We start from the raw sequence: 14,046 nt of genomic DNA on the forward strand, positions 1-14,046 counted from the left end.
CTTATTTATGCGACTCTATCATAAACTTTTATTCCTCGCAGCAGGCTCGTTAGTAGCTTGTAATAAGTTCTTGGATGTGAAACCAAAAGGGAAACTCATTCCCCAAGAAATATCGGAGTTTAACCACCTGTTAGACAACCAAGATATTGTACAATACCCGTTCTTAAACAATAACTCCACTTCACTAATGGGTTATTTGAGCGATAATATTGAATTGTCGGAAGGGGTAGGAAAGGTGTATTACAAAGCTAATAACAGCGCTAATATCGACAACTACTACGCGTATACATTCCGCACACCTTATCGTAACCCAACCTTGCCAGATTATTACTGGAACTGGGGTACATATCGTTCGATGAAATATTTCAATAACGTAATTGATGGCATCAATAACATCCGCACAAACGAAAATGCGAAAGAAGCAGATGCTGTTACTGCCCAAGCTTACGTAGGCCGAGCATGGAGCTATTTCCATACGGTATTGGTATATGGCCCTATGTATAAACCAGGTGGCGATAATTCCACCAAAACAATCCCCTATGTAACAAGTAGCGATATTTCGGCACCAATGGTAAATTTATCAACCACCCAAGAGGTATTCGATAAAGTGTTGGCCGATTTACATACTGCTTTACCCAATATTCCAGAAAATACAAATTATCCATCAAGACCAACCAAAGCGGCTACATGGGCAATGCTGGCGTATTACCACTTGTTCACACAACGGTACGACAGTGTTGCTTATTATGCCAACCTCTCGTGGACAAACGCCACGGCTAAAGGCATTGATAAAGTGATGTATGATTTTAATACGTTGAGTTATGCCGATACTCTGAACCCGTTATCGAGCGCTATTTTAAGTCCCGATAGCAAAATCAATTTACCGAACAGCCGCGAAATCCTCTTCTTCCGCAATACCGATAACCGTGGTGGAAAGGCAAACGAATCTTATCCTTCCAGCGAGTTTATTGGCTTATTCGACCAAGCGAAAGATTTACGTTTCAAATATTACTTCATGATGGCGCCCGGTTATAAAACCACGTATAACGGTGTTACTTACAACGATGGTACTCGTTTACAATATTACCGGGGTGCTACAGCCATGGGTAACCCTAAGTTCCAAATGACGGCCGGTTTTACTTACCCAGAAGTATTATTAATGCGTGCAGAAGCGTATGCTAGGTTAGGTCGTTTAAGTGATGCCATGAACGATTTGAACTTGTTGCGCAGGTATCGTTTTGTAATCGGTACAGCACCGTTGGCTCAACCTGCTTCTCCTGATGAAGTAATTAACCTTGTTCTACAAGAACGCAGAAGAGAATTGCCATTAGCGCACCTTAAACGCTTTATGGATTTGAAACGCTTTAGCATAGAACCTGGTAAACCATGGAGCAAAGCCACGGTTAAACATACGCTGGGCGCAGAAACATTCGAAGGTCGTGTAGATGGTCCGCTATTCATTCTACCTATTTCAAATACTGTATTGCTCTTTAATCCTGGTTGGGGTATTCCTCCAGATAATAGACCTTATAATTAATCACCCTCCATTCTAAAAACTATTCATCATGAACAAACTATTCATAGCCGCGATGCTTGTATTGCCAGCGGCTGCTTTTGCACAAAAAACTGCACCCTCCTTCAAAATTAAAGGTGAAATAACCGGTGTTTCGTCACCTGCTAAAGTGTACTTATCGTACCGTATGGATAAAACGATGTACCGTGATTCTGCTGAATTGAAGAACGGAGCTTTTGAAATTGCAGGTAAATTTATGGAGCCTGTTTCTGCTAGTTTGCAACTACAAGTTGAAGGCAGCAAAGACAGGGACTATACTACTATTTACTTAGCACCTACAACGTTAGAAGTAAAAGGCGAACATAAAATTGCGCATGCTACCATTACAGGCGGCGAGGATAACAAGATGTACGCTCTATTGCAATCGAATATTAAGCCGGTGAATACGCGCGAGAAAGAGTTTTTGTTAGCAGGCACTTCTTTATCGAAAGAAGAAAAAGCAACCGCTGCTTATAAGGCTAAAGAAGAGGCGTTTGAAGATTCTATCTTCTCTGCACGCAAACAAGTATGGGCTGCTTTCGTGAAAGCACACCCGAATACGGTTGTTAGTTTAGATATTTTGGATTCTTATGGTGGTTTCTTCCCATCATTCGACGATTTATCGCCATTGTATAAGCTATTGTCGCCCGCTGTGAAAAAGACAGCAAAAGGTAAACAATACGCTCAAACGATTGCTAAATTGGAGAAAACAAATGTAGGCCAGTTTGCTCCTTTGTTCGAAAAGGCAAACCCGGAAGGCAAAAACATCAACTTAAAAGATCTCCGCGGTAAATACGTGTTAATCGATTTCTGGGCTTCTTGGTGCAAACCTTGTCGTGCCGAAAACCCGGTGCTCGTGAAAGCGTATAACGACTATAAAGACAAAAACTTCACCATCCTAGGCGTTTCACTCGATGCCGAGTTCACACGCAATGCTTGGATTAAAGCGATTAAAGATGATGGCTTAACGTGGGCGCAAGTAATTGACTTAGGCACCGAAAAAGCATCTGATACGTATTATGTACAAGCTATTCCACAAAACTTCTTATTAGATCCAAGTGGAAAGATTATCGCTAAAAACTTACGCGGCGAGGCTTTAGAGGCTAAGTTGAAAGAATTGTTATAGTAGTCGGGTAACCCGTTTTAGATAACCCAATCCCGGAATGTTTCGTAATATGCTGGTTACGAAATGTTCCGGGATTGTTGTTTTATAGGCAAGGTTTTGAAAAAATTTATTGACTTACTTTGATATGAAAAAACTTACGAGTAATTTTTACCCAGGCAAACTTTTTTTCTTGTCAGTACCTTTAACTTAACTCAAATTCAATGCTTAAAAAACTCCTCTTGGCAGTGTTAACCATCCTACCTGCTTTTGCATTTGCACAATTCAAGTATACCATTAAAGGCGAAATATCCGACCAAGCATCTGTTGGTCGTATGCAATTGCGGTACTATGTGCCTGGGCAGCGGCCACATTATGATACTGTACCTATTAGGAACGGGAAATTTGAAATAACCGGGGAATTAGATGAAATCAAAATGGCCGATATTTTTTTACTTCATCCTGGGCAACACGATTTGGGAGCTAAAAAATTTGTGCTCGAACCAGGTACGATCATCATGAAAGCAGAGAAAAATTTCAAGAATGTAAAAATAGAGGCTGGCGAAGAAAATCGGATAATGGATGAATATGTAAGGGAAGTTGAACAAATAAATATTCCTATAAGGGCTCGTCGCGCAGAGTTTACAAGTTTATCAAAAGAGTTAAAAGGAACACCTGGCTTCCAAGCTGCTTTTAAAGCGTTTAATGACTCGGTCATTGTCGTCCGTAAAAAATTTCGATCGAGCTTTATTAAATCTCATCCAAGTGCTACGTTTTGTTTCTACCTGCTAGAGTCTTATAATGGTTCAATCAATTCTTACAATGATTTAACCCCTTTATTCGATTTACTATCACCCGCTTTAAAAAGCACACCTACCGGTAAAGAATTTGCTGAAAAGCTGGTACTTATTAAGGCACTTGAAATAGGTAGTATTGCACCTTCGTTTAGCGCACAAGACACATTACAGAAACTTGTAAACCTGGAAGACTTCCGTGGTCAATATGTATTAATCGATTTTTGGGCTTCTTGGTGTGGGCCATGCAGGGAAGAAAACCCATACTTGGTAGCGGCTTACCAAAAGTATAAACACAAAAATTTCAATATTCTTGGTGTTTCATCTGATTTCGAAAATAAACGACAAGATTGGGTAAAAGCTATTAAGGACGATAATTTATCCTGGGTACATGTAATTGACGGGGATTATAAAATTGGGAAACTTTATGACATCAACCTCATTCCTCAGAATTATTTACTCGACCCCACTGGGAAAATCATTGCAAAGAATTTACGGGAGGATGAATTAGAGATGAAATTGAAAGAAATACTGTAATTGTCCTATTTGCTGGTCAACCACTGTCCCAAACATGTTTTTATCCTATTGAATACCAGCATGTTTGGGATTTATTTTTATCTAGCTAACATTTGTTATTACCCTACTGACATACTGCTGTCACTGCGTGGTTTTTACTTTGTACTATCAAACAAAAACAAACGCATATGTTACACTTAGAAACTCCTACCGCAACTGCAACACTCGCTACTATGGCTCAGAACTTCGCGATTTATAACGCTTGGGCCAATGAACGTTTGATCGAATGGTTAACTTCCAAACCCAAAGCCTGCTTCGATGAAGAAGTGGCTTCCAGCTTCAACACCATCAAGAAAACCTTCCAGCACATTGTCGACACACAACAATTCTGGCTCGAAGTATTGCAAGTACGCAATGAAAAGATCAATTTTGGCAATACTGAAGACGCTTATGAATTATTCGATTATATCATCGAACAATCCAACGAGCTACGTGATTATATTCTTACACTAGACGATGAAGCGCTTTGTGAACCGGTTTCATTTACAACACCGTGGGTAAGTGGTACGCAATCGCGCTTCGAATATATTATGCACGTGATGAACCATAGTACTTATCACCGTGGACAAATCATTACCATGGGCCATCATATCGATTTACACGATGCGCCTATGTCGGACTATGGCTTTTATTTAGCAATGCGCGGATAAACACACACCCATGCTACATCCATCTATCTCTTTCGCCCGGATTATTCAACAACAGCTCGTTTCGCCGAAGTTTTCGGCTATTAAAGACATTGTTCGTCATATGGGGGCCATGCAAGCACAAGACGCGTATGCTGCTCAATTTGCTATTGCTTCACGGTTGAACAAACGGGTGAAAGAAATTGACATAGAAAAAGCTTATGCAGCCCGCGAAATTGTGCGCACTTGGCTTTTCCGAGGTACTTTGCATGTATGCGCACCGGAAGATGTTTACTGGATGCTGGCCCTAGCGAAAGAACGACTGTGGAAAACCATGCAAACCCAGTGGCGAAATGCTGGGCTCGATGAAAAAACAATGGCGGGCGCCTTAGCATCTATCAAAAAATTATTAAAGGGTGGACAACAAGTACCCAGGAAGCAAATATTAGAAATGCTTACCGCGAAGGGCATCGATGTAAGCAACCACCGTGGCACCTACATATTGAACCGCGCCGCTTACGAAGGTCTTATTTGTTTCGGCCCCAAATCTGGTAAAGATTTCACCTTCGTATTACTCGAAGAATGGATTCCTAAGCCCAAACCCATTCCGCGGAAACGAGCCGTAGAAATGTTGTTCAACAGGTATATTGAAAGCCGGGGCCCCGCCACATTGAAAGACTTTGCGGCATGGTCGGGTTTAACTTTAACCGAAATCCGCACCGCTGTAAAGAATATAGAAGAGCATACAATCAACGATCAAGCATACATATTCCCCAAAAACTATGTACTGCCCGCCAAAGGCAAACACCCGGTTTTATTATTACCGGCATTCGACGAGTTTTTATTGGGATACGGCGATCGTACAGTAAGTATAAAGGCCGATTATGAAAAAGAAGTGTACAAATCGCTGAACGGGATATTTAGTTATATCGTGGTCATGAAATCGGCTGTTGTGGGCATTTGGAAAAGAACCCTGACGAATAAGAATGTAACTATCCATATCGACCTATTTGAACCTATAAACGCTACCCAAACGAAGGAATTACAAAACGCAGCGAAGCAGTACGGAGAGTTTCTATCGCTTCCTTCCACCATTCATATTCAACAAAAAAAAGCCGTCTCTACACTTAGAGACGGCACTAAATAATAACAAACAGTCTAACTTTTATTCAGTGCGACGAATACTTTTTACAGGATTCGTTAGTGCAACTTTCGATGTTAATAAGGTAACGGTCATCATTACCAGGCAAGCAGTAATGAGTGCTACGACAACAAACGGTACAATGCCCATGTTTACGCGGTAAGCGTAACTATCTAACCAATTCTGTAAAACGTAATAGGCGAGGGGCCATGCTACGATATTGGCAATCAATACAGTAGCTGAAAAATCTTTCACAAACAACATCACAATTTGCGGAACAGAGGCGCCTAATACCTTACGAATACCTACTTCTTTATTGCGTTTGGCGATGCTTAAAGAAACAATACCTATCACGCCTAGCAATACAATAATCAATGCAATCACAGTGGCCATTTCGGATGCTTTTTTCAACTGCATTTCGCGGGTATACATTTTGGCAATGGCATCGTCGATAAATTTATATTCGAATGGTGCACCGGGGAATAATTCTTCCCATTTCAATTTCAACGCGTTAATCGTGTTAGCCGTATTCCCTGGCTGAATTTTAAATGAAAAATACCTGTATAAGGGCGCCAAGTTAGGGTTCACAATTAGCATTGGCGCTATGTTGTTGTGTAAAGATGCGAAATGGAAATCTTTCACTACACCTTTGATCGTAAAGGAATTGTTATTTTGATACATCTTCACTTGCTGGCCAACAGCATCGGCCGGAGTAGCAAATCCATAGGCTTTGGCTGCTGCTTCATTTACCACTACTTGCATGCTGTCTAATACACCACCGGGTTTTACGAAATAGTCGCCCGCGGCCATGGCAATATTATAAGTAGCGGCGTATTTCTCGTCGGTAACAAGAATATCGGTGGCTATACCATTGCTTTCGTTGGATGTGGATTTGAAGGTGAGCACATTTAAACCATTATTGCCATTAGGAATTTCGTAGGAATACGAAGCTGCTTTCACACTTGGAATGCGGGCAAACTCTTCGCGGTTGTTTTGCATACGAATATTCCCTTGGGTTGACCAATCGCGTGGCACACTGGCGGTGATAATGAAGTCTTTTGTATAACCTAAATCCGAGGTGAAGAAGTACGATACTTGTTTACCAATAACGATTGTTGCTATAAACACCACGATAGCTGTAATAAACTGGATAACAACCAACGATTTTCTTAACGCTACCTTCTCACGTACTTGTTTTAGCTTTCCTTTAAGTGATTGAATAGTGGGTTGCATAGATAATACAAACGCAGGGTATAAACCTGCTAATACTCCCACCAACAATGTTAACACGAAAGGAATGGCTACAAATGCGAGCGGTAACTCGGCAATAGTAGGTACATGCTTGCCTAAAATATCACTCATGGTATTCCCACACGTAAGAAATAGTACCACCCCAATTAATACAGCAAAACCGGCAATCAATGTCGATTCGGCAATGAATTGGAGTTTGATCTGCCATGGGTAAGAGCCCATCGTTTTACGTACACCAATTTCACGCAAGCGACCAACAGAATTGCCCACTGTAATGTTGATGAAATTAATGATCGCCATCAACAAAATAAAGAACGATACCACCGCCAGCGTTTGTACCATTCTCAATGGTGCGCCGTTGCTCGATTGAAGATAATAATCTGCTACTGGCATCAACGATACTGTAATATCTTCTTGTACCGATTTATCGGCGTGAGTTTTAACGAGTTGATTAATAGCTTGTAGCACCGCTGCCGGTTGTACGCCGGGTTGCAATTGAATATAGTTAGGGAAGATGGCTAGGTTCCAGTTTTCTTCAATGATTTTACGGCCAAAGAACTCGAGACTCTTCAGTGGGAAAAATATTTGGGGCGCATCGGGAGATGCGTTTGTGATGGTATTGAAAGGCATCTTTTTCAAGACCCCGGTAATTTCGAAATCCTTTTTATTGCCGGCGAATTCTTGGATGTTCAATGTTTTTCCTACTACGTCGGTACGTTGAAAGTAACGCATCGCGGCTTCTTCTGTAATAACAATGCCATTGGGATTATCGAGGGCAGTATTTACATCTCCGTGAAGAAGATTGAAGCCAAACATCTTTAGCAAAGAGGCATCGCCGGGTTGCAGCGATTCGCTGTGCTTAATATCGCCGTTGGATACGTTGGATGTGAGGCCATCGTTGTGATAATGGGCAGCTACGAGGTTAGGGTATTGCTCCATTAGCACCCGGCCTAATGGGTTGAGCGATGTATGCTCTGGCCCCATTTGCAGTGTTTTCCATTTATTCAAAATAATATAGGTACGGTCGCTATTCTTCAAATTCTTATTCACTGTGCATTCACTCCAAATGAAGGCCGCCATCAACATCACAAACCCCATCGCAATGGCCAAGCCGGTTACGTTAACGAATGAAAAGAAAGCGTGTTTTCTAATGCTGCGCCAGGCAACTCGAAAGTAATGTTTTAGCATGCATATTCATTTTGATAAAATAGATTCCACACAAAACATACCGGATATTAACTACTTGATTACCAATCAATAACTTTTGCTATCATGTCCAAAATCGAACAGCGAACGCCCACTTTCGCAAATCCAATGCTTGAAAAATGCACCGTGGTGTAGGTAGATTTTTACAGCGGAATGGGTGATATTAAATTCACGTCAAAAGGCAAAAAAAGTGAATTGAAAGGTAACGAGTAATATCTTCTAATGTTTGTTCAATGTTGTTCCAATGTTATGCCAATGTTGTTCCAATACGAGGGATATATATCCCATGTTATTGAGATGTGTGTAAAGTGGGTTTTAGCTATATTTTCCATCGATCAAAATGGCGCAATACGCATTTTATCGGGCGCAAAACGACATTCTTATTTAAAAAAACTGGAAAAGTCGCCTCTTGAAACCCGCTACAGGTATAGGTGATGTCGGTGAAATGTCGACAAAAGGCTTACTTAAGCCTTACAAACACTGGGGTGTTCTCGGTGAAATGTCGGTGAAGTGTCGGAGACATATCGGAGGAGAGTCGGAGGAGAGTCGGTGGAGAGTCGGAAAAAAGACGGCTGCTGCCTTATTTACAGGTGGCAGCAGCCGGGAAATGATTTGAATAGTAAGATGTTAGCTTATTTGTTTCCTAGAAATTGAAGCCAACATGAATAGTAGGAACACCTACACCTTTCCTGGTTTCAATTTCACGGTAGTTTTCGTAATGGTAGTCGGTCATGGTGAAATAATCGTAGCGCAATGCGGCTTCAAAAATGCCAAACTGCACGCCAATAGAAGGCGCGGCAATAAAGCCTGTGCTGTACTCGTAATCGCTGTAATCGTATTCGTCGTAATAAGTAGTAGTATAGAAATTAGCGCCAATTTCTCCCATCACGAATAGGTGTTTTGTGATGTTGTATTTGTAGCCGGCTTTTAGTGGAATTTGAACGCCAACTTCCGGGTCCATACCTTCTTTTTCATTGGGCGCGAAAGCTTTTACGCCTGTGCCGGCTGTAATATACCCCGGGCCAACTTTATACCGGAAACTAAACGAAGCTCCTACGCCAGCTACATAATAATGAGATAAATAGTTGTCGGTAATGGGAGAATATTCTATTCCGAAACCGAAACTTTTCTTCTTACCAATTCGTTGCGCGTAAGTAGAAATAGAAAGAGCGAGGCAACATACTACTATAGCGAGTAGCTTACTTGTTTGCATAGGTGGATAGAGATTAGGAGTTATTTAAATGGTATATCAAATATATAAAACAGTTATGGCATATTGGGTTATAAAATAAATAATTATCAACAAAAAACCGCTCTCTATACATAGAGAACGGTTCTTCGCTTTACCTATAATTCTTAATGTTAGAAATTGAAACCAACACGGATAGTAGGTACCCCTACACCTTTGTTTTTCTCTTCCCAAGCTTCGTTTAATAATGTTGCTTGTTTCAATGTGAAGTAATCGTACCGGAATGCTAATTCAAACACTCCAAATTGCACACCTGCAGAAGGTGCTACGATAAACCCATTGTGCTGAACCGCATCTTTTTCACCACCATCATCTACAACACTTTGTCTAAAATACGAGTACCCACCTTCACCCATCACGAAGAAATGACGTGCGAAAATGTATTTGTAACCTACTTTAAATGGAATATGTACACCCACTTTTACTTCGTCGCCATCTGTATCTTTTGGTACATAAGCTGTTGCGCCAGTAGCTGCTGTTAAGAAGCCTGGGCCTAATTTCGCGCTAAAGCGGAAAGATAAACCACCACCTACGCTATAGGTATCCTTTAATAATTTATCGGCAGTTGAAGCTGCTTCAATACCAAAGCCAAAGCTGAATCTTTTACCTTTTCGTTGTGCTTGTGTTTGCAGGGAAACAGTAATACAGAGTAGGGCTACTGCGAGCAGTTTAAAATGTTTCATAGGGGAATATGACAGTTATAAATTGATTTGCAACCCAAAGATATAAATAAGTCTAATATTTAATATGTCGTTTTGTGTTTCTTCTGCCAACTATTTATGGGTAGTGAAAAAAGTATAGATTCTCCTGGTGATAGTACTATGAAACCATGTTATGCAAAATGGTGGTAGATCCATCTTCCCGGCCCACTACTACTACATTGGCGAGGTTGATAAACAATCCCGTTGTGGCTACACCGGCAATACTTTTTAATTGATTTTCCAGCTCAATGGGGTTGTTGATATGGTTTAATTGAAGGTCGATGATATAATTTTCGTTTTCCGTGATATAGGGTGCATGCGCTGCCCCTCTTATTATTGCAGGGCCACCAAGTTTTGCGAGTAAGCGCTGTGTTTGTTCGTATCCGAATTGTACTACTTCCACCGGTAAAGGGAACTTACCGAGATGGCGAACAAGCTTATTTTCCCCTACCGCGATTACTACTTTTTCGCTGGCTTGTGCTACAATTTTCTCTCTCATTAATGCACCGCCACCGCCTTTTATCATATGGAAATCTAAATCAACCTCATCGGCTCCATCAATTGTTACAGCTATCTTTTCTACTTCAGCAAAGGTTGTTTGTGGTATACCGTATTGGTGCATAAGTTGTAAGGTTCCGGCAGAAGTGGGGATAGCTTTAATATCGAGCCCTTCTTTGATCATTTCGCCGAGTTTTACAATAGCATAATAGGCAGTGGTACCTGTGCCTAAGCCTACTATCATACCGGGTTTTACAAACTCTACCGCTTTTTCCCCGGCAGCTTTTTTTGCAACATCTGTTTGTATCGTTTCCATGATTTAAAATTAGGGTAGAAGCGGTGAATGGTTATAATTTATTTTGCTTTGTTACTTTTGTTTATGTCTTCGTTACTTCAAACACCTCCACAAAAAACCGGTTGGCGATTAAAAGCGATTTTAACCGGCTCTATCGGCAACTTAGTAGAATGGTACGACTGGTACGTGTACACTGCGTTTGCGCTGTACTTCGCTCCAATTTTCTTTCCAGGCGATAATAAAACACTCCAACTATTAAACACAGCAGCCATCTTCGCGGTTGGCTTTTTAATGCGTCCACTAGGCGGCTGGTTCTTCGGGAAAATAGCCGATCAAAAAGGGCGGAAGGCAGCCATGACCCTATCGGTATTATTGATGAGTTTTGGTTCGTTGTTAATAGCCCTTACACCAGGTTATGATAGCATTGGATGGTTGGCACCGGTTATTCTCTTGGTTGCCCGCCTTCTGCAAGGATTATCTGTTGGTGGCGAATACGGTACTTCGGCTACTTATTTAAGTGAAGTGGCTACCCCTGAACGCCGCGGGTTTTATTCCAGCTTCCAGTATGTGACACTAATTGGTGGACAATTACTGGCCCTAGGTGTGCAAGTGATTTTGCAGAAGGTTTTTCTTAGCCCGGAACAAATGCATAGTTGGGGTTGGCGTATACCGTTTGTAATTGGTGCCTTGTTGGCGTTTGTTGCGTTGTATATGCGTCGTAATATGCACGAATCTGTAAACGTTGCCGAGAAGAAAGAGGGAAAAGGTTCTGTGGTAGTTCTTTTTAAAGAACACCCACGGGCAGTATTAACGGTGGTGGGCTTAACATTAGGCGGAACGCTGGCATTCTATACCTATACCACGTATATGCAGAAGTTTTTGGTTAACACCGTACATTTAAGCATTGAACGGTCTACCCAGTTAACGTTTTTCTTGATGTTGATTTATGCCGGTATGCAGCCCTTATTTGGCTGGTTATCGGATAAATTTGGACGGAAGCCATTACTTATGGGTTTCGGCATATTGGGCACAATCTTCACCATACCTATTCTTACCACGCTAAGTCATACCACCAGTGAATGGCAGGCTTTCTTTTTAATTCTTGGTGCTTTAATTATTGTGAGTGGGTATACATCCATTAACGCTGTAGTGAAAGCAGAAATGTTTCCAGCAGAAGTTCGTGCATTAGGAGTAGGCTTACCGTATGCATTAACAGTGGCCATATTTGGGGGAACGGCAGAAACGTTAGCTTTATATTGGAAAAGTATTGGGCATGAATCCTATTACTATGTGTATGTAACGGTTTGTATTTTCGTTTCGTTAATCGTGTATACGCTGTCGCGGGATTCGAAGAATGGATCTTATATAGATAAAGAATTAAAGGAGCAGTAGTACTGCTCCTTTTTTATGCAAACTGTACAGTAAATGTTGTGCCAATGCCGGGTTGACTTTCAATGCTGATATGTCCTCCCATTGCTTCTACTTGGTTTTTCACAATAAACAATCCCCAGCCGTTGCTATTCTTGCCTTTGTGGAATACTTTATTTAGCTTGAATATATGCTGCCCGTGTTTTTCTAAATCAATACCTAGGCCGTTATCGCTCACACTTAAAAATATTTCTCCTTGTTGCTTATACGTGGCAATTTTAATTACCGGTGGCACACCAGGTTGTGCATATTTTAGTGCATTACTAATAAGATTGTAGCAAATACTTTCTAAATAAATTTTACTAAAGAGAATAGTGGGCACTTGTATATCGATGTCAATTGTTGCCCTGTTTTTGTTTATTTCCTGTTGTAGTTGTACACAACATTTATCCACTATTTCTTTTACATCACAATTTTCTTTTACTACGTGTTCATTTTTCAACTTCACCTCAAGTAATTTCATCAGGTTAGCAAGCGTGTCCATTAAGGCAGCACTTGATTGTTCTAGATACGCGATGAAATTGTTTCTTTCTTCATCGGAATTAGCATCGCGTAAGAAGCTAACCAATGTTGAAATATTACCCGCTACACCACGAAGATTATGTGCAACGATTTGACTGAATTCGCTGAGTTGAATCATTTTTTCATGTAATTCTATTCCCGCTTGTTCTAGTGCATAGTTCTTCTCTTGTAAATCGGTGAAGAGTAATTTTGTGTGGGTAATATCTACAATTTGCGAGATGAAAAAGGATGGTTTTCCATTGAAATCTGTTACCATAGATACGGTGAGTAATATCCATACAATGTGGCCATTCTTATGAAAGTACCGTTTTTCCATTTGGTAGGAATCCAGTTTGCGGGCAAGCATTTGTTCCACGAATAATAGGTCCTTTGCGAGATCGTCGGGGTGGGTAATTTCTTGGAATGTTTTCTTCAACAACTCCTCCTTTGTAAACCCTGTAATGCCGCATAAAGCCTTGTTTACGTCTAAGAAAGCCCCGTTGGTGGAAACGAGTGCGATACCGATCCCGGAATGATTAAATGCTTTGGCGAACTTTTGGTCGTTTGCTCGCTGGGCGTCGTTTACGATAAGTTGATGTACCATTTGCTGCACGGATTGTCTTTCTTTCACCGTTTTCGTTACATCAATAAAATTCACGAGCGCATACTCTTCGTTTTCCACGGTAATCATCCGGGCGCTGGCCGACAGCCAAATATCTTCCCCTTCACCATTCTTAATACCCACTATTCGTTGAATTTGTGGTTCACCGCCCGCTAAAACAATAGCTGCTGGTGATAAATCTTGGGGAATGGGCGTCAAATCTTCGCGCATGGCGCGCCACATTGGATCGTATATATTTTTTCCGATGAAAGTTGTTGCAGGTAATCTTAATAGTTGCAGTGCTTGTTCATTACAAGCAATAATAAATCCCTCTTTATTCACAACAGCTGCGCCTTCCTCCATAATATTCAAAAGAGCTGTTGCAAAAGCGGGTGAAAGATGATATGGGTGTTCGTTCATGTTACAAGAATAGGACAGTAAAAATCAGCTCGTTTAATAAAAGCGGGCTTAAGGCTTGTTTTGGAGCTCTACAATGCTGCTAATATAAACGAGAAAAACCGGTCT

11 protein-coding genes are annotated in these 14,046 nt (G+C 41.1%); 6 read left to right on the top strand and 5 right to left on the bottom strand.

The genetic code is table 11. The annotated features are described in order from the left end of the window. Positions 1-7: 7 nt before the first annotated feature. The 5 genes from LX64_RS22840 (at position 8) to LX64_RS22860 (ending at position 5,797) form a co-directional block, all read left to right on the top strand. Positions 8-1,537, top strand: a complete 1,530-nt coding sequence (locus tag LX64_RS22840) for a RagB/SusD family nutrient uptake outer membrane protein (RefSeq protein ID WP_111600020.1) — start codon at positions 8-10, stop codon at positions 1,535-1,537. Between the two features lie 28 nt (positions 1,538-1,565). After that, the gene (locus LX64_RS22845; RefSeq protein ID WP_111600021.1) at positions 1,566-2,678 is read left to right on the top strand and encodes a TlpA disulfide reductase family protein; all 1,113 of its coding nucleotides are present in this window, start codon (positions 1,566-1,568) and stop codon (positions 2,676-2,678) included. Between the two features lie 200 nt (positions 2,679-2,878). Further along, positions 2,879-3,985 (top strand): AhpC/TSA family protein, encoded by a 1,107-nt coding sequence (locus LX64_RS22850; protein ID WP_111600022.1) that lies wholly within the window; start codon positions 2,879-2,881, stop codon positions 3,983-3,985. A 167-nt stretch (positions 3,986-4,152) separates the two neighbouring features. Then, the gene (locus LX64_RS22855) at positions 4,153-4,674 is read left to right on the top strand and encodes a DinB family protein (protein WP_111600023.1); all 522 of its coding nucleotides are present in this window, start codon (positions 4,153-4,155) and stop codon (positions 4,672-4,674) included. Positions 4,675-4,684: 10 nt separating this feature from the next. Continuing rightward, entirely contained in the window at positions 4,685-5,797 is a 1,113-nt protein-coding gene (locus LX64_RS22860; RefSeq protein WP_111600024.1) for a winged helix DNA-binding domain-containing protein, read from the top strand. 18 nt (positions 5,798-5,815) lie between these two features. Here LX64_RS22860 and LX64_RS22865 read toward each other — a convergent pair whose 3' ends face one another. The 4 genes from LX64_RS22865 to rpiA all read right to left on the bottom strand — a co-directional run bounded on the left by LX64_RS22865 (position 5,816) and on the right by rpiA (position 11,012). Further along, a complete protein-coding gene (locus LX64_RS22865) occupies positions 5,816-8,230 on the bottom strand; it encodes an ABC transporter permease (RefSeq protein WP_111600025.1) in 2,415 nt (804 codons plus the stop codon). A 661-nt stretch (positions 8,231-8,891) separates the two neighbouring features. After that, on the bottom strand, positions 8,892-9,461 hold the full coding sequence (locus LX64_RS22875) for a hypothetical protein (protein WP_111600027.1): 570 nt from the start codon (positions 9,459-9,461) through the stop codon (positions 8,892-8,894). Between the two features lie 149 nt (positions 9,462-9,610). Then, positions 9,611-10,180, bottom strand: a complete 570-nt coding sequence (locus tag LX64_RS22880) for a hypothetical protein (protein WP_111600028.1) — start codon at positions 10,178-10,180, stop codon at positions 9,611-9,613. A gap of 136 nt (positions 10,181-10,316) precedes the next feature. Beyond that, complete coding sequence (gene rpiA, locus LX64_RS22885; RefSeq protein WP_111600029.1) at positions 10,317-11,012, bottom strand: ribose-5-phosphate isomerase RpiA; 696 nt, start codon at positions 11,010-11,012, stop codon at positions 10,317-10,319. Between the two features lie 63 nt (positions 11,013-11,075). On the opposite strand from rpiA, the gene LX64_RS22890 reads away from it, so the two are divergent. Further along, a complete protein-coding gene (locus tag LX64_RS22890; RefSeq protein WP_111600030.1) occupies positions 11,076-12,383 on the top strand; it encodes an MFS transporter in 1,308 nt (435 codons plus the stop codon). Positions 12,384-12,396: 13 nt separating this feature from the next. Here LX64_RS22890 and LX64_RS22895 read toward each other — a convergent pair whose 3' ends face one another. After that, on the bottom strand, positions 12,397-13,941 hold the full coding sequence (locus LX64_RS22895; RefSeq protein WP_111600031.1) for a sensor histidine kinase: 1,545 nt from the start codon (positions 13,939-13,941) through the stop codon (positions 12,397-12,399). Positions 13,942-14,046: the final 105 nt, after the last annotated feature.

The sequence above is a fragment of the Chitinophaga skermanii genome (assembly GCF_003259335.1).
Classification (GTDB): Bacteria; Bacteroidota; Bacteroidia; order Chitinophagales; family Chitinophagaceae; genus Chitinophaga; species Chitinophaga skermanii.